Annotated in this window: 16 protein-coding genes; 9 read left to right on the top strand and 7 right to left on the bottom strand. The window is 72.3% G+C overall.

From position 1 onward, the window contains the following. The first annotated feature begins 104 nt into the window (after positions 1–104). Positions 105–1,769 carry an alpha/beta hydrolase gene (locus ACZ4U1_RS12180; protein ID WP_467902501.1) on the top strand — a complete coding sequence of 555 codons (1,665 nt, stop codon included), beginning with the start codon at positions 105–107 and terminating at the stop codon, positions 1,767–1,769. 34 nt (positions 1,770–1,803) lie between these two features. Here the strand turns inward: ACZ4U1_RS12180 and hemQ are convergent, their stop codons facing one another. Together hemQ and hemG are read right to left on the bottom strand one after the other, a co-directional pair. Beyond that, positions 1,804–2,535, bottom strand: a complete 732-nt coding sequence (gene hemQ, locus ACZ4U1_RS12175; protein WP_467902500.1) for a hydrogen peroxide-dependent heme synthase — start codon at positions 2,533–2,535, stop codon at positions 1,804–1,806. Positions 2,536–2,540: 5 nt separating this feature from the next. Next, complete coding sequence (gene hemG / locus ACZ4U1_RS12170; RefSeq protein WP_467902499.1) at positions 2,541–3,995, bottom strand: protoporphyrinogen oxidase; 1,455 nt, start codon at positions 3,993–3,995, stop codon at positions 2,541–2,543. A 157-nt stretch (positions 3,996–4,152) separates the two neighbouring features. On the opposite strand from hemG, the gene ACZ4U1_RS12165 reads away from it, so the two are divergent. Together ACZ4U1_RS12165 and ACZ4U1_RS12160 are read left to right on the top strand one after the other, a co-directional pair. After that, positions 4,153–5,106: a DUF4349 domain-containing protein gene (locus tag ACZ4U1_RS12165; protein WP_467902498.1), complete on the top strand. Its 954-nt coding sequence runs from the start codon at positions 4,153–4,155 to the stop codon at positions 5,104–5,106. 27 nt (positions 5,107–5,133) lie between these two features. After that, positions 5,134–6,528 carry an FAD-dependent oxidoreductase gene (locus tag ACZ4U1_RS12160; protein WP_467902496.1) on the top strand — a complete coding sequence of 465 codons (1,395 nt, stop codon included), beginning with the start codon at positions 5,134–5,136 and terminating at the stop codon, positions 6,526–6,528. 161 nt (positions 6,529–6,689) lie between these two features. On the opposite strand, the gene ACZ4U1_RS12155 is transcribed toward ACZ4U1_RS12160, so the two are convergent. Further along, positions 6,690–6,971 (bottom strand): hypothetical protein, encoded by a 282-nt coding sequence (locus tag ACZ4U1_RS12155; protein ID WP_059253482.1) that lies wholly within the window; start codon positions 6,969–6,971, stop codon positions 6,690–6,692. Between the two features lie 92 nt (positions 6,972–7,063). On the opposite strand from ACZ4U1_RS12155, the gene ACZ4U1_RS12150 reads away from it, so the two are divergent. Continuing rightward, positions 7,064–7,888 (top strand): rhomboid family intramembrane serine protease, encoded by an 825-nt coding sequence (locus tag ACZ4U1_RS12150; RefSeq protein ID WP_467902495.1) that lies wholly within the window; start codon positions 7,064–7,066, stop codon positions 7,886–7,888. A gap of 13 nt (positions 7,889–7,901) precedes the next feature. Here the strand turns inward: ACZ4U1_RS12150 and hemE are convergent, their stop codons facing one another. Continuing rightward, positions 7,902–8,960 carry a uroporphyrinogen decarboxylase gene (gene hemE / locus ACZ4U1_RS12145; RefSeq protein ID WP_467902494.1) on the bottom strand — a complete coding sequence of 353 codons (1,059 nt, stop codon included), beginning with the start codon at positions 8,958–8,960 and terminating at the stop codon, positions 7,902–7,904. 135 nt (positions 8,961–9,095) lie between these two features. On the opposite strand from hemE, the gene ACZ4U1_RS12140 reads away from it, so the two are divergent. The 3 genes from ACZ4U1_RS12140 to ACZ4U1_RS12130 all read left to right on the top strand — a co-directional run bounded on the left by ACZ4U1_RS12140 (position 9,096) and on the right by ACZ4U1_RS12130 (position 12,147). Next, entirely contained in the window at positions 9,096–9,773 is a 678-nt protein-coding gene (locus ACZ4U1_RS12140) for a DUF3000 domain-containing protein (protein WP_467902492.1), read from the top strand. A 260-nt stretch (positions 9,774–10,033) separates the two neighbouring features. After that, positions 10,034–10,693 (top strand): response regulator transcription factor, encoded by a 660-nt coding sequence (locus tag ACZ4U1_RS12135; protein WP_030777669.1) that lies wholly within the window; start codon positions 10,034–10,036, stop codon positions 10,691–10,693. A gap of 164 nt (positions 10,694–10,857) precedes the next feature. Next, the gene (locus ACZ4U1_RS12130; protein WP_467902489.1) at positions 10,858–12,147 is read left to right on the top strand and encodes a ribonuclease D; all 1,290 of its coding nucleotides are present in this window, start codon (positions 10,858–10,860) and stop codon (positions 12,145–12,147) included. A gap of 13 nt (positions 12,148–12,160) precedes the next feature. Here ACZ4U1_RS12130 and ACZ4U1_RS12125 read toward each other — a convergent pair whose 3' ends face one another. Genes ACZ4U1_RS12125 through ACZ4U1_RS12115 form a run of 3 tightly spaced genes read right to left on the bottom strand, consistent with a single transcriptional unit; the run spans position 12,161 to position 15,176 of the window. After that, a complete protein-coding gene (locus tag ACZ4U1_RS12125) occupies positions 12,161–12,991 on the bottom strand; it encodes a carbohydrate ABC transporter permease (RefSeq protein ID WP_467902926.1) in 831 nt (276 codons plus the stop codon). Positions 12,992–12,996: 5 nt separating this feature from the next. Beyond that, positions 12,997–13,893 carry a carbohydrate ABC transporter permease gene (locus ACZ4U1_RS12120; protein ID WP_467902487.1) on the bottom strand — a complete coding sequence of 299 codons (897 nt, stop codon included), beginning with the start codon at positions 13,891–13,893 and terminating at the stop codon, positions 12,997–12,999. After that, on the bottom strand, positions 13,860–15,176 hold the full coding sequence (locus ACZ4U1_RS12115; protein WP_467902486.1) for an ABC transporter substrate-binding protein: 1,317 nt from the start codon (positions 15,174–15,176) through the stop codon (positions 13,860–13,862). The genes ACZ4U1_RS12120 and ACZ4U1_RS12115 overlap by 34 nt, the downstream gene beginning before the upstream one ends. Positions 15,177–15,330: 154 nt before the next feature. Here ACZ4U1_RS12115 and ACZ4U1_RS12110 point away from each other — a divergent pair, with 154 nt between their 5' ends. Then, entirely contained in the window at positions 15,331–17,733 is a 2,403-nt protein-coding gene (locus tag ACZ4U1_RS12110; protein ID WP_467902484.1) for a glycoside hydrolase family 2 protein, read from the top strand. Beyond that, positions 17,733–18,770 (top strand): LacI family DNA-binding transcriptional regulator, encoded by a 1,038-nt coding sequence (locus ACZ4U1_RS12105; protein ID WP_467902482.1) that lies wholly within the window; start codon positions 17,733–17,735, stop codon positions 18,768–18,770. Before ACZ4U1_RS12110 ends, ACZ4U1_RS12105 begins: the two co-directional genes overlap by 1 nt. Positions 18,771–18,821 lie beyond the last annotated feature (51 nt).

Raw genomic sequence — 18,821 nt, 5'->3', positions numbered from 1 at the left:
CCGGGTGGTGCTTGCCTTCCCCCACAGCCGAACGAAACATCCCTTCTGTTGGCGCCGGGCCGTGGCAGCCGTGCCATCGCCGCCGCGCACCGAAGGGAAACGCGATGAAAGCCGCCGCCCTCTACTCGGCCGCCGGTTCCTTGCTCCTGACCACGCTGGCCGCGGCCCCGGCGGGCGGCACCCCCGGCGCTCCGGGCACCCCGGGTGCCCCCGGTACGGCCGAGCTGCGCGGCACCGCGGTGGCCGTGGCCCGCGCCCGGGCGGCCGGCATCGACTTCGGCCCGTGCTCCGCCGCCGACGTGCCGAAGGCCCCGGCCGGCGTGCGGTGCGGCACGGTGGCGGTCCCCCTGGACTACGCCCAACCGAACGGCAAGCAGATCAGGCTGACCGTCAGCCGGGCCCGGGCCACCCAGAAGGACCCGCACAACAGCAAGCGGAAGGTTCCCCGGCAGGGCGCCCTGCTCTACAACCCGGGCGGGCCCGGCGCCTCCGGCATGTACTTCCCGCTGATCGGCGGGATCCCGGAGTGGAAGCGGATCGCCGCCGCCTACGACCTGGTCGGCTACGCCCCGCGCGGGGTGGGCCGGTCGGCGCCGCTGTCCTGCGAGGACCCGAAGCGCTTCTTCAAGGGCCCGACCGCGTCACCGGTGCACCCCTCGGAGGCGTACAAGCGTCAGCGCATCGCCCAGGCGCAGGCGTACGCGCGCGGCTGCGCCCAGCGGTCCGGGAGCGGACTGCGGTTCTACACCTCGCTCAACAACGCCCGCGACCTGGACGTCCTGCGGGCGGCGCTGGGCGAGCACCGGCTCACCTTCGTGGGAGCGTCGTACGGCACCTACTTCGGCGCGCTGTACGCGGCGATGTTCCCCTCGCACGTGCGGCGCATGGTGCTGGACTCGGCGGTGAACCCGGATCCGGAGAAGATCTGGTACCGCAGCAACCTGGACCAGTCGGCGGCCTTCGAGGAACGCTGGGAGGACTTCCGGGACTGGATCGCCCGGCACGACGACGTGTACCGGCTCGGCACCACGCCCGCGCGGGTGCAGCGCAGCTACGACACCGCGCGCGAGCGGCTGGCCGGGAAGGCGGCGGGCGGGAAGGTCGGCCCCGGCCAGCTGCAGAACGTGTTCCTGACGGCCGGCTACTACGACGACTTCTGGCCGAGCCGCGCCCAGGCCCTCTCGGCGTATCTGCACGGCGACCCGAAGCCGCTGGTCCGGCTGGCCACGCCCGACCCGGAGACGGCCGCCGAGGCGGAGAACGCCGGCGCGGTGTACACGGCCGTGGAGTGCAACGACGCGCCCTGGCCGACGGACTGGAGGGTGTGGGACCGCGACAACACCCGGCTCGCCCGGGTGGCGCCCTTCGAGACCTGGGACAACGCGTGGATGAACCTGCCCTGCGCCTACTGGCCGGCGCCCCGGCAGCAGCCCCTGGACGTGCGGACCGGACCCGGTGAGCTGCCGCCGGTGCTGATCCTTGCGGCCGAGCGGGACGCCGCCGCGCCGTACGCGGGCGCGCTGGAGATGAACCGGCGGCTGGCCGGCTCGGTGCTGGTGACCGAGCGGGACGCGGGGACGCACGGCGTCGGGGGCGGGCCCAACCCATGCGTCAACGGATACCTGGACGCGTATCTGCTGGAGGGCCGCGTCCCGGCGCGGCACGCGTCGTGCGCGCCGCGCCCTGAACCGGTTGCGGTCGCCTCCGGCGGTTCGGCCGGTGAAGAGGCTCGGCGGGACGCCCTCAAGGGGAAGGCCGAGCGTCGTTAGGGGCGCCTAGGGGTTCTGCCCCGCAGGGCAGCTGTCAGGCCAGGTCCGCTACCAGTTCCCCGATGTCCTTGCGGCGGCCCGTGAAGAACGGGATCTCCTCGCGGACGTGCATGCGGGCCTCGGAGGCGCGGAGGTGGCGCATGAGGTCGACGATGCGGTACAGCTCGTCGGCCTCGAAGGCCAGGATCCACTCGTAGTCGCCGAGGGAGAACGAGGCGACCGTGTTGGCGCGCACGTCGGGGTAGCCACGGGCCATCTTGCCGTGGTCGGCGAGCATGCGGCGGCGGTCCTCGTCGGGCAGCAGGTACCAGTCGTAGGAGCGCACGAACGGGTAGACGCTCACGTAGTTGCGGGGCGTCTCGTCGGCGAGGAACGCCGGGATGTGCGAGCGGTTGAACTCCGCCGGGCGGTGCAGCGCCATGTTCGACCACACGGGCGTGAGCGCGCGGCCCAGCTTGGTGCGGCGGAAGAGGTTGTACGCCTCCTGGAGCTGGTCGCTGGTCTCGGCGTGCCACCAGATCATCAGGTCGGCGTCGGCGCGCAGGCCGGACACGTCGTAGGTGCCGCGGATCGTCACGTCCTTGGCGGCGAGCTGGTCGAACAGCTCCTGGACCTCGTCGGCGTAACCCGCGCGGTCCTCCGGCAGCACGTCCTTCAGCTTGAAGACCGACCAGAGGGTGTAGCGGATGACCTCGTTGAGGTCCTTGGCCAGCTTGCCCTTGTTCGGGATCCTGCCGGACTCGGTGGTGGGGGCGTCGTCACTCATGGTCCCTATTCTCCCGCTCCGCCGTGCAGGCTCTGCACCGGGTTGGCCGTCAGCTCCCGGGCCCCGGACAGGTCGCCGCCCAGCTGGTCCACCGCCGCGTACGCGCTCGCGATGCACGCGGGGATGCCGACGCCGTCGTACTGCGCGCCGCACACCGCGAGTCCCGGGAGCTTGGCGACGTGCTCGCGGACACGGGCCACGCGCGCGTGGTGCCCGACGGGGTACTGGGGCAGGCCGTCGGTCCAGCGGGTGACCCGGGTCCGCAGGGGTGCCGCGTCCAGGCCGGTGGCCTCCCGCAGGTCGTGCCGGGAGACCGCCACGAGGTCGGCGTCGTCCCGGCCGAGGATCTCCGTCTCGCCGTAGCGGCCCACCGAGGTGCGCAGGACGACCACGTCCGGGTCCTCCTCGGCGATCCAGCCCCACTTCTGGGAGGCGAAGGTGGAGGCCTTGATGGTGCGGCCGTCGACGGGCGGCACCAGGAAGCCGCTGCCCTCGGGCAGGCGCAGGTCGGCGCGCCGGTAGGCGAGGGTGATCAGGGCCATCGAGGCGTACTCGACGGCGGACAGCTCGGCGGCGGCCCCCGGGGACTCGGCACGCAGCAGTCCGGCGGCTGCCGGGGCGGGTACGGCGACGATCACGGCGTCGGCGTGCAGCACGCGCTCACCGGCGGTGATCCGCCAGCCGCCGGCCGCCTCCCGGCGCAGCTCACGCGCGGGCGTCCCGGTCAGGATCTCGCCGCCCCGCGCGCGCACCGACTCGGCGACCGCGAGCGGCAGCCGCCCGATCCCGCCGGCGATGCCCATGAAGACCGGCCCGGTCTGCTGCTGCGCGGCGGCCTTGGCCTGGATCTCCCGGACGCCCTCGGTGAGGGAGGTGTGGGTGCGCGCGGCCTGGAAGAGCTGCGGGACGGCCGAGCGCATCGAGATGCGGTACGCGTCGCCCGCGTAGACCCCGCCGAGGAGGGGTTCGACCAGCCGGTCGACGACCTCGCGGCCGAGCCGGGCCGCCACGTACTCCCCCACGGCCACGTCGTCACCGATCTCGGTGCGGGGCAGGGCGGCGTCGCGCTCGATGCGGGCCAGGCCCTCGTCGGAGAGGACGCCGGAGAGCGCGGCGGCGGTGCCGGGCACGCCCATGACGTGGCCCTTGGGCATGGGCCGCAGGGCGCCCCGGGTCCAGATCGAGGCGGTCGCGGTGGCCGGCGGCTGCAGCGACTCGCCGAGGCCCGCCTCCCGTGCGAGCGTCACCGCCTCGGGGCGGCGGGCGAGCATGGACTCGGCGCCCAGGTCGACCCGCACACCGGCGATCTCGCCGGGCAGCAGCTTGCCGCCGACCCGGTCGCCGGCCTCCAGGACGGTCACGCGCGCTCCGCGCCCCAGCAGCCGGTGCGCGGCGGCCAGCCCGGCGATGCCGGCCCCGATCACGACGACGTGCCCCAAGCTCCTACCCGTTGCGCTCATGTCCCCACTCTCTCAGACCCCACTGACACTCCCGCCGGGAGGCGGTGTCCGTCACGAGTCCGGACCGTGACCCCTTCGGAACCGCCGCCGTCAAACGTTTCCGCACGCCCCGCCGTCGAAGGACCGTCACAGCACACATCCCTCGGGGGTACCAGCCATGCGCACACCACACACCGCACGTCGCCTGCGGACCCTGGCCGGGGTCCTGCTCGCCGCCTCCCTCGCGCTCGCCGGGTGCAGCGGCGCGGACGACACGAGCGGCGGCTCGGCGAAGTCCGCCGGGGACAGCAGGGCGCGGCCGGAAGGCGCCTCCGGCGGCAGGGCCGAGTACAGCAAGGCCGGCCGGGAGACGCCGAAGCTCACCGCGGACGCCATCATCCGGACCGCCTCCCTCACCGTCGAGGTCAAGGACGTACCCAAGGCGCTGGCGACGGCCCGCACGACCGCAGAGGAGGCGGGCGGCTTCGTCGGCAAGGAGACGACGGGCCGGGACGCCGACGGCCACGAGCACACCCGGGTCGTGCTGCGCGTGCCCACCGAGCGGTACGACGAGGTCCTCGCCGGACTGCAGGGCACGGGCCGGGTGGTCGACCGCACGGCCAAGGCGGTCGACGTCAGCGACCAGGTCGTGGACGTCGACAGCCGGATCAAGTCGCAGCGGGCCAGCGTGGACCGGATCCGCACGCTGATGGACAAGGCGACGAAACTGAGCGACGTGGTCAGCCTCGAAGGGGAACTGAGCAGCCGTCAGGCCGACCTGGAGGCACTGCTGGCCCGGCAGGCGTCCCTGAAGGACCGCACCAGCCTGGCCACCGTCACCCTCTCGCTGTCCGAGACCCCGGTACGGCAGGCGGACGGCACACCGGGCGTCACGGACGCGCTGGCCGGCGGCTGGCACGTGTTCGTCGCGATGCTGCGCTGGATCGTCCTCGCGCTCGGCGCCGCCCTGCCGTTCGCGGCCCTCGCCGGGCTCCTGGTGCTGCTGTGGCTGCGGGTCGTACGGCCCCGGCTGCCGCACCGCGCGCAGCCCGCACCGGCGATGACCGCGCTCGGCCCGCTCCCGTCGGCCCGCCCGGCCCCGGACCCGGCGGAGGAGACCGAGCGGGACTGAAATGCCCGCACCCCGTAGCGTGTTCCCATGAGCATGAGCGAGGGGCGGGGCGGCAGGGAACGGCTGGTCGTGGTCGGCGGCGACGCCGCGGGCATGTCCGCGGCATCGCAGGCACGGCGGCTGAAGGGGCCCGAGGAACTGGAGATCGTGGCCTTCGAGCGCGGCCACTTCACCTCCTTCTCGGCGTGCGGGATCCCGTACTGGGTGGGCGGGGAGGTCCCCGAGCGGGACCGGCTCGTCGCCCGGACACCCGAGGAGCACCGCGCGCGGGGGATCGATCTGCGGCTGCGCACCGAGGTCACGGAGATCGACGTGGCCGGGCAGCGGGTACGCGCGCGTGACGTCGATTCCGGCGCCGAGTCCTGGACGCCGTACGACAAGCTCGTCATCGCCACCGGTGCCCGCCCGGTCCGCCCGGACCTGCCCGGCGCGGACGCCCCCGGTGTGCACGGTGTGCAGACCCTGGACGACGGGCAGGCCCTGCTCGACACCCTGGCACGCACGCGTGGCCGCAGGGCGGTGGTCGTCGGGGCCGGCTACATCGGCGTCGAGATGGCCGAGGCGCTGATCAGCCGGGGCTTCGAGGTGACGGTCGTCAACCGCGGCAAGGAGCCCATGTCGACGCTCGACCCGGACATGGGCCGGCTGGTGCACCGGGCCATGGAGGGCCTCGGCATCACCATGGTCGACGACGCCGAGGTCACCAAGCTGCTCACCGGCGAGGACGGCCGGGTGCGGGCGGTGGCGACCGAGGACGCCGAGTACCCCGCGGACGTGGTGATCCTGGGCATCGGCGTCCGTCCGGAGACCGCCCTCGCGCGCGCGGCCGGGCTGCCGCTCGGCGCGCACGGCGGCCTGCTCACCGACCTGGCGATGCGGGTGCGCGGGCACGAGAACATCTGGGCGGGCGGCGACTGCGTGGAGGTGCTGAACCTGGTCTCCGGCCAGGTCCAGTACGTGCCGCTCGGCACCCACGCCAACAAGCACGGCCAGGTCATCGGCACCAACGCCGGCGGCGGTTACGCCACCTTCCCCGGGGTCGTCGGCACGGCGGTCAGCAAGGTCTGCGACCTGGAGATCGCCCGCACCGGGCTGCGGGAGAAGGACGCCCGCCGGGTCGGCCTCCGCTTCGAGACGGTCACCATCGAGTCGACCAGCCGCGCCGGCTACTACCCCGGTGCCGCCCCCATGACGGTCAAGATGCTCGCCGAGTCCCGCACCGGGCGGCTGCTCGGCGTGCAGATCGTCGGCCGGGAGGGGGCGGCGAAGCGGGTCGACATCGCGGCGGTGGCGCTCACCGCGCAGATGACGGTGGAACAGATGACAGCCCTGGACCTGGGCTACGCCCCGCCGTTCTCACCGGTGTGGGACCCGATCCTGGTGGCGGCGAGAAAGGCAGCGGCGAAGGTGCGGGCCGCCTAGGGGGTTTCGTTCGGATCAGGTCGGATCAGGCCGCGGCGTCCGGTGCGGTGCATCGCAAGGCGGAGGATGACCCGCGTACTGGGCGTACTCGGGTGATCCGACAACGCGGCGAGGTGCCGTGCCGGGCGTCGCGGACCCGGGCTGATCCGAACGAAACCCCCCTAGGCCGTCCCGCTGATCCGCGGCAGCGACGTGACCGCCGACGACACAGCCGCCGGCTGCTCGCCGGAGGGCTTCGCGTGGGTGGCCGAAGGGCGGGCGGAGCGGAGACGGTAGCTCACCGCCTCGTCCAGCGTCACGGGCCGCTGCATCTGCGAGGCGAGCCGCCCCGCCTCCTGGCCGAGCCGCGCGACATCCTCCCAGGGAAGCCGTACCACCAGAGACAGCTCGGCCTCGCCGTCGGGCAGAGCGTGCATCGCCGAAACCTGCGGAGCGTTCGTCATCGCCTGATCCTCACGTCGGTTGTGAAGAGATACGCACACCCGCCCGGCGGTGTTCACCGATTCGCACGGCCGATCGCGGGCACTACTTCTGTGTGGTCATCCCCGTCCATGACGTGAACCCGGTGCGCCGCACGCCCTGGGTGACGTACGCGCTCATCGCCGCCAATGTGCTGGTGTTCGTCACCACGCCCGGCATAGCCGGTTCCGTGGCCGGCAGCAGTGAGCTGGCCCAGCTGTGCCACCTCCAGGCCTTCATGGACCACTACGCGGCCGTCCCCCGGGAACTGATCCACCATCAGATGCCCCGGGTCGTGCCGACCGGGGACATCGGCGTGGGCCCGCACGGCCCGGGCTGTGTCGTGGCGCCGCCCGGCTACGACAAGTCCCCGGCGCTGTCGGTCTTCACGGCGATGTTCCTGCACGGCGGCTGGCTGCACCTGCTGGGCAACATGCTCTTCCTGCTGATCTTCGGCAACAACGTCGAGGACCGGATGGGCCACATCCGCTACTTCCTCTTCTACGTCGTCTGCGGCTACGCGGCCGGCTACGGCTTCGCGCTGCTCAACGACAGCTCAGGCGACCCCCTGATCGGGGCGTCCGGTGCGATCGCCGGGGTCCTCGGCGCCTATCTGGTGCTGTATCCGAAGGCCAGGGTGTGGGTCCTGGTGCCGTTCCTGGTGTTCCTGCCGCTGCGCCTGCCCGCGTGGCTGGTGCTGGGCTTCTGGTTCGGGCTCCAGGCGGTGTACTCGTCCGGGCACGGGGTGTCCGGCGCCGGCACGGTGGCGTACGCGGCGCACGTGGTCGGCTTCGTGGCGGGCATGCTGCTCGCCTGGCCGCTCAAGCCCGGCACGCCACCCCCGCCGGAGCCGCCCGGCCTGCTCTTCGGCAGGCGCGCGCGGCCCCACTACTCGTGGTGAGCCACCCGGCGGGTCAGCGCGCGGTCGCGGTGTGGACGTACTCCACGAGACGGGTCAGCGCGTCCGGGTCGGTGTTCGGCAGGACGCCGTGGCCGAGGTTGAAGACGTGCCCCTCCAGGCCGGCGGCGGCGTCGAGCACCTCGCGGGCCTTGGCCGCGACGGTGTCCTTGTCGGTGAAAAGGACCGTCGGGTCCAGGTTGCCCTGGAGCGCCTTGCCGGGGCCGACCCGGCGCCGGGCCTCGTCCAGCGGGACGCGCCAGTCGACGCCGACGACGTCCGCGCCGGCCTCGCCCATGAGCTTCAGCAGCTCGCCGGTGCCCACACCGAAGTGGATGCGCGGGACGCCGTACCCGGCGACCGCGTCGAAGACCTTCGCGGAGGCGGGCATGACCGAGTTCCGGTAGTCCGCCGGGGCCAGTGCGCCGGCCCAGGAGTCGAAGAGCTGGACGGCGCTCACGCCGGCCTCGATCTGCACCTTCAGGAACGCTGCCGTGATGTCGGCGAGCCGGTCCAGCAGGTCGGCCCACAGCTCGGGGTCGCCGTACATCATCGCCTTGGCGTTCTCGTACGTGCGCGAGGGGCCGCCCTCGACCAGGTAGCTCGCGAGGGTGAACGGCGCGCCCGCGAACCCGATCAGCGGGGTGGCGCCCAGCTCGCGGGTGAGCAGGCCGATGGCCTCGGTGACGTACGGGACGTCCTCGGGGGTGAGGTCGCGCAGTCGGGCCAGGTCGGCGCGGGTGCGGATGGGCTGCTCGACGACCGGGCCGACGCCGGGCTTGATGTCGAGATCGAGACCGATGGCCTTCAGCGGGACCACGATGTCGCTGAAGAAGATCGCCGCGTCCACGTCGTGCCGGCGCACCGGCTGGAGGGTGATCTCGGTGACCAGCTCGGGCCGCATGCAGGACTCCAGCATCGGCACGCCCTCGCGCACCTTGCGGTACTCGGGCAGGGAGCGGCCGGCCTGGCGCATGAACCACACGGGGGTGTGCGGCACGGGTTCGCGCCTGCACGCCTTGAGGAAGGCGCTGTCGTACGTCGCTGTCGGCTGCGTGGTCTCGTTGGCGGTCACGAGGCAAGTTTCGCATGCCGTCGCGGCGGCGTTCGTCCGGTGTGCGGGCCGCCGCCCGGCCGGAGCGCGACTGCCCGCGGCCGCCGACTGTGTCTTGCCCTGCACCGAGCCCCGCTTCCCCTTACTCTTCCCCGCATGGCTGCGGCTCACGGACGAATGTCGGACAGCGCTGACGGAACGGGCGACGTGAAGGACACCGAGGAGGCGGACGGGCACCCCGGTGCCTCGGGTCCGCCGGCTTTCCGCACCGCGGTCGAGGCCCTGCGCGGCTGCCGGCTGAGGCCGCAGGTGGAGGTGGAGCCGACGCCCGCCCCGAAGCGGCTCGCGCCGTACGCGTACGCGCTGGAGGCGGTGGTGGTCGACGGCGAGCAGGAGCTGGCCGACGGGCGGCTGGTGCTGCTGCACGACCCGGCCGGGCACGACGCCTGGCGGGGCACGTTCCGGCTGGTGACGCTGGTGCGCGCGGAGCTGGAGCCGGAGATGGCGGCGGATCCGCTGCTGCCCGAGGTGTGCTGGTCGTGGCTGACCGGGGCGCTGGGCGCGCGCGGGCTGGGCTACGGCGAGCCGAGCGGCACGATCACGCGTGCCAGTTCGCACTACTTCGGGGGTCTCGCCGAGCGGCCGGCCGCCTCGCAGATCGAGATCCGGGCGTCCTGGACGCCGCGGGAGGGCCTCGGCGGGGTGCCGGACACGGCCGCGCACCTGGTCGCGTGGTGCGATCTGCTGGCGCAGGTCGCGGGCCTGCCGCCGGCCGGTCCGGGCGACGCGTCGGTGGTGACCCTCCCGCAGCGCCGGGGTCCACAGTCCCGCTGACCGGTCACCCGCGAAACGCCCTATTGACCATCTCTTTGTCGATACGGCCACTTTCCGCACTCGAATCGCACCCGCTCGAACCGACTCGATCTTCGGATGATCGATCGCGTGTCCGAATTGCACAGATTGTTACTCACTAGATCGTGATCATTCTCTAAAGGCGGACGAGTTTGCTGCCGAAGACGACTGTGACCTTGAAAGCACGGTTCGTCCCGGCTTCATCCCCACAAGCCGGCCCCGTCCCCCACCCAGGAGGCCTGGTGTCCGTTCTCCTTGAGCAACCCGCAAGCCTGGTCGCCTACCGCCCGAACAAGCCGACCGCCATGGTGGTCGTGGCCGACCCCCGCGTCCGCTCCACCGTCACCCGCCATCTGTGGGCGCTCGGGGTGCGCGATGTCATCGAGGCCTCGTCCATCGCGGAGGCTCGTCCCCGCATCGGCAACCCGCGCGACATCTGCGTCGCCGACGTCCACCTGCCCGACGGCTCCGGCCTCACCCTGCTGTCCGAGACCCGCGCCGCGGGCTGGCCCAACGGACTCGCCCTCTCCGCCGCCGACGACATCGGCGCGGTCCGCAACGCGCTGGCCGGCGGCGTCAAGGGCTACGTCGTCACCGGCACCCGCACCAACATCGGGCTCCCCACCCGACCCGGTGCCGCTCCCCTCGGCGCCGCCGCCCGTATGCACCGCCGCCCCCCGGGTGCCCCGAGCCACCCGGGCGGCTACCGCGAGCTGTCCGGACGCGAGGTCGAGGTGCTCCGGCTGGTCGCGGAGGGCCAGTCGAACAAGGCGATCGGCGTGTCCATGGGTCTGTCCGCCCTCACCGTGAAGAGCCACCTCGCCCGCATCGCCCGCAAGCTCGGCACGGGCGACCGCGCCGGCATGGTCGCCGTGGCCCTGCGCACCGGGATCATCCACTGAGCGGGATCCCCCACTGAGCCCACCCGATACCCCTTTCGACGGAATCCCCGGTTCACTCACGTGAACCGGCCCGTGCCCCGATCTGACTGGTTTACGACCCTCCCGCACCCGTCGACGGAACGTTCCGTCGACGGGTGCTGTCCACACACGGATACCCTTGACAGGTGACCGACGCCCAAGAGACCGCAGCAGACAGTTCCCTGCGTATCACCGGAGGCACCCCTCCGGACGACGCCGGATCTTCTGTGACGGGGGCGCCGACTCCGTTGCTCGAACCCCGCGAGGGCGTTCCGCCCGTGATCGCCGACGAGGCCGGCCTCGCGCAGGTGATCGCCGCGTTCGCCGCCGGCTCCGGCCCCGTCGCCGTGGACGCCGAGCGCGCCTCCGGCTACCGCTACGGCCAGCGCGCCTACCTGGTGCAGCTGCGCCGCGAGGGCGCCGGGACCGCGCTCGTCGACCCCGTCGCCTGCCCCGACCTGTCCGGCCTCGGCGAGGCCCTGTCCGGCGTCGAGTGGGTGCTGCACGCGGCCACCCAGGACCTGCCCTGCCTGCGCGAGATAGGCATGGTCCCGGCCCGGCTGTTCGACACCGAGCTGGCCGGCCGGCTCGCCGGCTTCCCCCGGGTCGGCCTCGGCGCCATGGTGGAGGGCGTCCTCGGCTTCGTCCTGGAGAAGGGCCACTCCGCCGTCGACTGGTCGACCCGGCCGCTCCCCGAGCCCTGGCTGCGGTACGCCGCGCTCGACGTCGAGCTGCTCGTCGACCTGCGGGACGCCCTGGAGAAGGAGCTGGACCGGCAGGGCAAGCTGGAGTGGGCGCTCCAGGAGTTCGACGCGATCGCGAGCGCGCCGCCCGCCGAGCCGAGGAAGGATCCCTGGCGCCGGACGTCCGGGATGCACAAGGTGCGCCGTCGCCGGCAGCTCGCCGTCGTCCGTGAGCTGTGGGAGACGCGCGACCGGATCGCCCAGCGCCGGGACGTGTCGCCGGGCAAGGTGCTGAGCGACGCGGCCATCGTGGAGGCCGCGCTGGCCCTGCCGGGCAATGTGCACGTCCTCGCCGGGCTGAACGGGTTCGGGCACCGGATGGGGCGGCGTCAGCTGGAGCAGTGGCAGGCCGCCGTGGACCGGGCCAAGGCCCTGCCCGACAGCGCCCTGCCGCAGCCGGGCCAGCCGGTGACCGGGCCGCCTCCGCCGCGGGCCTGGGCCGACAAGGACCCCGCCGCCGCTGCCCGGCTGTCCGCCGCGCGGGCGGGGGTGACCGCTCTCGCCGAGCGGCTGAACATGCCCCAGGAGAACGTGATCTCTCCGGACACGGTACGGCGGATCTGCTGGGAGCCGCCGAAGGTGGTCGACGCCGGGTCCGTGGAGGCGGCGCTGGCCGGGTACGGCGCGCGTGCGTGGCAGGTGGAGCTGGTGACACCGGTGCTGGTGGACGCGCTGATGGCCAAGGACGCCTAGGCACCGCGACGCGTCACCTCGTCGCTCCTCGCATGAAGCCGTTGTAGATGAACCGCTGCAGTGCGAGGAAGACGATCAGTGTCGGCAGGATCACCAGCACCGTGCCGGCCGAGATGATCTCCCAGTGGGCGCCGTAGGGGCCGCGGAAGCGGAACAGGGACGTCGAGATCACGCCAAGATCCTGGGAGGGCATGTAGAGGAACGGGATGTAGAAGTCGTTGTAGACGGCGATCCCCTTCACGATCACCACCGTGGCGATCGCCGGTTTGAGCAGCGGCAGGATGATCCGGCGGTAGACGGTGAACGCGTTCGCGCCGTCCAGGCGGGCCGCCTCGTCCAGGGAGACGGGGATGGAGCGGATGAACTGCAGGAAGATGTAGATCGAGACGATGTCCGTGCCCATGTAGAGCACGATCGGCGCCCAGCGGGTGTCGAAGAGGCCGAAGCTGGTCACGATCTGGAAGGTGGCCACCTGGGTGGTCACCCCGGGGACCAGCGCGGCCAGCAGGAACAGCGCCACCACCAGTTTCTTGAAGCGGAAGGTGAAGCGGTCGATGGCGTAGGCCGTCATCGAGCCGATCAGGACCGTGCCGCCGATGGCGAACACCACGATGAAGAGCGTGTTGCCGAGCGCTCGGAGCATCCGGCCGTCCTGGAAGGCGGTCACGTAGTTGTGGAGGTTCAGCAGGTCGTCGGGCGGGGTGAGGGCACCGCTGCCGTCGGTCATCTCCCGGGAGGACTTCAGGGAGGTGAGCAGGACGACGGCCAGCGGGAGCAGCACGACGAGCGTGGCGGCGACCAGGCTCGCGTAGACCAGGGCGCGGGCGGCGACGCGGCGTGTCAGGCGGGTCATACGAGGTCCACCCGGTCGTCGGGGACGAGCCGCCGTTGCAGCCAGGTCACCGCCAGGACGATCAGCAGCAGGACGACGGCGGCCGCCGAGGCGAGGCCGGTCTTGTTGTACTGGAAGGCCAGCTTCACCGTCTGGGTCACGAACGTCTCCGTGCCGGTCGCGCCGCCGGTCATGATGTACGGCACCTCGAAGACCGCCAGGGAGCCGGAGACGGAGAGGATGACCGTGAGGGTGACGACGGGTTTGATGCCGGGGGCGATGATGTGGCGGAACTGCTGCCAGCGGTTCGCGCCGTCCAGCTCGGCCGCCTCGTACAGCTCGCCGGGGATGGACTGGATGGCGCCGAGGAAGAGCACGAAGTTCAGGCCCAGGTAGCGCCACACCGAGACACCGGCCAGTGAGGTGTTCGCGGAGAACGGGGTGCCCAGCCAGGCGTGGTCGCTGTGCACGCCGAACAGGCGCAGCACGGTGTCGAGGGTGCCGCCGTCCTGGAAGAAGTACAGGAAGACGAAGCCGATCGCCACGCCGTTGATCAGGGACGGGAAGAACAGGACGCCCTTGAAGAAGTTCCGGAAGCGGACGTTGAAGCTGAGGATGGTCGCGAAGTAGAGCGCGGCGGCGATCTGCACGGCGGAGGCGGCCAGGTAGTAGCCGCTGACGAAGAAGACCTCGAAGAGGTCCTGCCGGGTGAAGATCTCCGCGTAGTTGTGGGCGCCGGTGTAGCGGAGTTCGGGGCTGACACCGTCCCAGTCGGTGAAGCTGTACGCGACCATGTCGACGATCGGCGCGTAGGTGAAGGTGATCAGCAGGGCGAGCGGGACGAGCAGGAAGAGCCAGGGGGTGACGTTGCGCCGGCGCATCAGGAACCCACCCGCTTCGCCGTCTCGGTCCACTTCTTCCCAAGGTCGTCCAGGAAGGCGTCGAGGCTGCCACCGCGGGCTCCGCGGGCGAGGTCGACGAGCTTCCGGCGGTAGTCGGGGGCGTTGATGCCGACCTCGGACTCGGAGTCGATCCGCTTGACCCGCGCGCCGGCGGTGTCGTCCAGCTCGATGAACTTCACGCCCGCGTCCTCGTACGGCTCGAGGACGCTCGGCAGGGGTGCGTCCTTCAGCGGGGAGACCGCCAGGTTGTCCTCGGCGTACCCGGACTTGTCGGTGAACCAGTCGATCCAGGCGCGGGCCGCGTCCTTGTGTTCCGAGTGGATGTTGACGGCCTGGTTGTAGTCGGGGCCGACCACCGCGCAGAACGTGCCGCCGGCCTGGGCCGGGAACGGCATGAATCCGATGTCGTCGGGGTTCTGGCCGGCCTTCTTCGCCGCGTCCCGGAACTGGATGACGGCCCAGGTGCCGAGCCACTCCGTGGCGATCTCGCCCTTCGCCAACCGCCCCTTGGACGCTTCCCAGTTGGTGGTCGTCGGGTCCTTCTCGGCCAGGCCCCGGTGGACGATGTCGTAGAGGAGGGTGTCACCGACGCGCAGGTCGGCGCCCTCGGCCCAGGGGTCGCCCTCGGCCAGCTCGGTGGTGGCGCCGGTGTCGCAGTGCACGGAGCCGTTGACGAAGGTCCAGGAGGTCAGGGTCCAGCCGGCGGCGAAGTTGGTGTAGTACGGGACCGCGCCGGTCTTCTGCTTGATCGCCTCGAGGTCGGCGAGGAACTCGGCGGGGGTCGTGGGCCACCGGGTGATCCCGGCCTGCTTCCAGACGCGCTTGTTGTGGACGAAGCCGGGGGTGACGCCGATGGGGCTCTGGCCGTACACCTTGCCGTCGACGGTGGTGAAGTCGGTGAACCGGTACTTCTTCGCGCGCTCGGACCGGGTGCCGAGCGAGGCGAAGAACTTCGGGTAGTCGCTCTTCTTGATGACTCCGGGGATCATCAGGACGTCACCGTAGTTCTCGGTGTTCATCCGGATCTTGACTTCGGACTCGTAGTCGGTGAGGGCCTGGAACCTCACCTTCACCTTGGGGTACGTCCGGTTGAACGCGGCCGCGTACCGGTCCATCGTGCCGTCCTGCACGAGATCGGTGCGCTGGGTGAGAACGGTGATGGTCCCGCTCACCCGGGCCGGGTCGGTGGGCGCCACGGCGTCCTCGCCTTTCGTGGCGGCTCCGGTACCGGTGCAGCCCGCGAGCAGCAGCGCGGCGGCCCCCATGGCCGTGGCGAGGGTCGTACGGCGGTTCATGTGCATCAGCTCCGTTCGGGAAGTGACGGACGAGCACGTACGAGTTGGCTGGTTCGGCACTCTGACAGCGCTTTCTCAACCGGTAAAGTCCCAATCCCGCCAAGGATGGGAAAAGCACGTCCAGGACAGGCATAGACCGGTTTAGGGAGTGCGCATGCTGGAGGTCACACCGCTCACCGACGGCTGGACCCTGCGGTACGAGGGGACGGGGCTGCCGGCCCGGGTGCCGGGGTGCGTGCACACCGATCTGCTCGCGGCCGGGGTGATCCCGGACCCGTTCCTCGGCGCCAACGAGCACGAGGTGGCGTGGGTGGGGCGGCGGGCGTGGACGTACGAGACGGAGCTGCGGACCGCCTCCGGGCACGAGCAGACCGACCTGGTCTTCGACGGCCTCGACACCGCCGCCGAGATCACCGCCGGCGGCCGGCTCCTCGGCCGGGTGCGGAACATGCACCGCTCCCACCGCTTCCCCGTGACCGGCCTGGACGGCGCGCTGGCCGTGCGGTTCGCCTCCGCCTACACCGAGGCGGAGGCGGTGCGGGACCGGCTGGGCGAGCGGCCCGCCGCCTACGCCGAGCCGTACCAGTACCTGCGCAAGATGGCCTGCTCCTTCGGCTGGGACTGGGGTCCCACGCTGGTGACGGCCGGAATCTGGCGTCCGGCGCGCCTGGAGCACTGGTCGACGGCCCGGATCAGCCGGGTGCGCCCGCTCGTCACCGTCGAGGAGGGCGACGGCGTCGTGGAATTGCACGTCGAGGTCGAGCGGACCCGGGTGGAGGCGCGGCTCGCCCTCGAGGCCCGGGTGGGCGGCCGGGTGGCCCGGGCCGGCCTCACGGGCTCCGGCGGGACGGTACGGCTGCGGGTGCCGGACGCCCGCCTGTGGTGGCCGCGCGGCTACGGCGAACAGCCGCTGTACGACGTCGAGTTGACGCTGCTGCACGAGGACGCGCCGCTGGACGTGTGGCGGCGCCGGATCGGCTTCCGGACCGTGGAGCTGGACCGCGGCCCGGACGCGCACGGCACCGGGTTCACGCTGGTCGTCAACGGGGAGCGGCTGTTCGCCCGGGGCGTCAACTGGATCCCGGACGACGTGTTCCCCTCCCGGATCACCCGCGAACGCTACCGGCACCGGCTCGCGCAGGCCGCCGGGGCGGGCGTGGACCTGGTCCGCGTCTGGGGTGGCGGGATCTACGAGAGCGAGGACTTCTACGACGCCTGCGACGAACTGGGCCTGCTGGTCTGGCAGGACTTCCCGTTCGCCTGCGCGGCCTACCCGGAGGAGCAGCCGCTGCGCGCCGAGGTGGAGGCCGAGGCCCGGGAGAACGTCGTACGGCTGATGCCGCACCCCTCGCTGGTGCTGTGGAACGGCAACAACGAGAACCTGTGGGGGTTCAGGGACTGGGACTGGGAGCGGCGGCTGGCCGGGGCGTCCTGGGGCGAGGGGTACTACCTGGGCCTGCTGCCGCGCGTGGTGGCCGAGCTGGACCCCACGCGGCCGTACACGGCGGGCAGCCCGTGGTCCGGTTCCTGGGACCACCACCCCAACGACCCGGCGCACGGCACCCACCACTCGTGGGAGGTGTGGAACCGCGAGGACTACGCGGCCTACCGCGCCGGCGTACCGCGTTTCGTGGCCGAGTTCGGCTGGCAGGCACCGCCCGCGTACGCCACCCTGCGGCGGGCGCTGCCCGGAGAGGTCCTGGCCCCTGACTCCCCCGGCATGCTGCACCACCAGAAGGCGGACGACGGCAACGGCAAGCTGGAGCGCGGACTCGCCCGTCACTTCCCCGTGCCGGTAGGGGACTTCGACCGCTGGCACTACCTCACCCAGGTCAACCAGGCGCGTGCGGTGGCCGCCGGGATCGAGCACTGGCGCTCGCACTGGCCGGTGTGCGCGGGCACCGTCGTCTGGCAGCTCAACGACTGCTGGCCGGTGACCTCGTGGGCGGCGATCGACGGGGACGGGCGGGAGAAGCCTCTGTACCACGAGCTGAAACGGCTGTACGCGGACCGGCTGCTGACGGTTCGGGCGCGGGAGCCGGGGCTGGTGCTGGCGGCCGTCAACCAGGCGGCGGAGGTGTGGGCGGGCACGGTGGTCCTGCGGCGGATGTCCGTCGAGGGAGCCGTGGCCGGGCAGGCGCACGTGCGGTTCGAGGCGGGGCGGCGTGCCGTGGCCGAGGTGCCGGTTCCGCCGGGGCTGGAGCCGGTCGGCGCCGAGGAGTTCCTGGTCGCGGACGCATGGGAGTCCCCCCGGTCGAGCGAAGTCGAGAGCGGGGGAGGGCTGCGGGCCCTGTACTTCCCGGCGCCGGACCGCGACATCCCGTACCCGCGGCCCGAGTTCGACGTGGAGGTGGCTGCCGGGGCGGTGACCGTCACGGCCCGTACGCTGGTGCGGGACCTGCTGCTCCAGGCCGACCGGCTGGACCCGGCCGCGCGGACCGACCGGGGGCTGGTCACCCTGCTGCCCGGCGAACGCGTCACGTTCGGCGTGCGCGGCTGGCAGACTCCCGACCCGTCCGCCGCACGTTCCGCGCTGTCCTGCATGGAGCCCTTCTGATGTCCTCGACTCCGACTCCCCGCGTCACCATCAAGGACGTCGCCGCCCGCGCCGGCGTGTCCAAGGGAGCCGTGTCCCTGGCCTTCAACCACAAGCCGGGACTGTCGGAGGCCACCCGCGACCGGATCTTCGCGGCGGCCCGGGACCTGGGCTGGGCGCCGAGCCACACCGCGCGGTCGCTGGCCGGGGCGCGGGTGGACGTGGTGGGCCTGGCGGTCTGCCGGCCGGCCCGGATGCTGGGCCTGGAGCCGTTCTACATGGAGTTCGTCTCGGGCGTGGAGAGCGTGCTGAGCGAGCACTCCTGCTCGCTGCTGCTCCGGCTGGTGCGCAGCCCCGAGGAGGAGGCCGGGCTGCTGGACGCGTGGTGGCGGGGCCGGCACATCGGCGGCTCGATCATGGTCGACCTGCGCGCCGACGATCCCCGGGTGCCGGTCGCCCGGCGGCTCGGGCTGCCGGTGGTCGCCGTCGGCCATCCCTCGCTGACCGGGGGGCTCACCTCGGTGTGGACGGACGACGCCACGGCCGTCGGCGAGGCGGTGCGGTACCTCGCGGCGCTGGGGCACCGGCGGATCGCCCGGGTCGGCGGGTCGGCGGCCCTCGGCCACACCGGCATCCGCACCGCCGCGTTCGACGAGGCCGCGGGGGCGCTGGCGCTGGCCCGGGCGTGGCAGGTCTCGACCGACTTCTCGGGGGACGCGGGCGCGCGGGCGACGAGGTCCCTGCTCATGGCCGCGCCGCCTGATCGGCCGACGGCGATCGTGTACGACAACGACATCATGGCGGTGGCCGGGCTGTCGGTGGCGGCCGAGATGGGGCTGCGGGTGCCGGACGACGTGTCGCTGCTGGCCTGGGACGACTCGCAGCTGTGCCGGCTGACCCATCCGACGCTGTCGGCGATGAGCCATGACGTGCACGGATTCGGGGCGGAGGTGGCACGAACGCTGTTCGGCGTGATCACCGGAGAGGGACCGGGCTCGCATCCGGTGTCCACCCCGGTGCTGACACCGAGGGGCTCGACGGCTCCGCCGGCGGTGTGACGTTCACCGCTCCAGCCGACGGGACTGTGCAGCTACGTTACTCATAAGTAG

Source organism: Streptomyces sp. NPDC028928 (assembly GCF_055564915.1).
The sequence above is the reverse complement of the archived record's forward strand: the minus strand, read 5'-3'. Positions and strand labels throughout refer to the sequence as shown.

Excerpts from the sequence above, each read along its gene's own strand:
- ACZ4U1_RS12180 (WP_467902501.1), top strand. The coding sequence starts at position 105 with ATGAAAGCCGCCGCCCTCTACTCGGCCGCCGGTTCCTTGCTCCTGACC.
- hemQ (WP_467902500.1), bottom strand. The coding sequence starts at position 2,535 with ATGAGTGACGACGCCCCCACCACCGAGTCCGGCAGGATCCCGAACAAG.
- hemG (WP_467902499.1), bottom strand. The coding sequence starts at position 3,995 with ATGAGCGCAACGGGTAGGAGCTTGGGGCACGTCGTCGTGATCGGGGCC.
- ACZ4U1_RS12165 (WP_467902498.1), top strand. The coding sequence starts at position 4,153 with ATGCGCACACCACACACCGCACGTCGCCTGCGGACCCTGGCCGGGGTC.
- ACZ4U1_RS12160 (WP_467902496.1), top strand. The coding sequence starts at position 5,134 with ATGAGCATGAGCGAGGGGCGGGGCGGCAGGGAACGGCTGGTCGTGGTC.
- ACZ4U1_RS12155 (WP_059253482.1), bottom strand. The coding sequence starts at position 6,971 with ATGACGAACGCTCCGCAGGTTTCGGCGATGCACGCTCTGCCCGACGGC.
- ACZ4U1_RS12140 (WP_467902492.1), top strand. The coding sequence starts at position 9,096 with ATGGCTGCGGCTCACGGACGAATGTCGGACAGCGCTGACGGAACGGGC.
- ACZ4U1_RS12115 (WP_467902486.1), bottom strand. The coding sequence starts at position 15,176 with ATGAACCGCCGTACGACCCTCGCCACGGCCATGGGGGCCGCCGCGCTG.
- ACZ4U1_RS12110 (WP_467902484.1), top strand. The coding sequence starts at position 15,331 with ATGCTGGAGGTCACACCGCTCACCGACGGCTGGACCCTGCGGTACGAG.
- ACZ4U1_RS12105 (WP_467902482.1), top strand. The coding sequence starts at position 17,733 with ATGTCCTCGACTCCGACTCCCCGCGTCACCATCAAGGACGTCGCCGCC.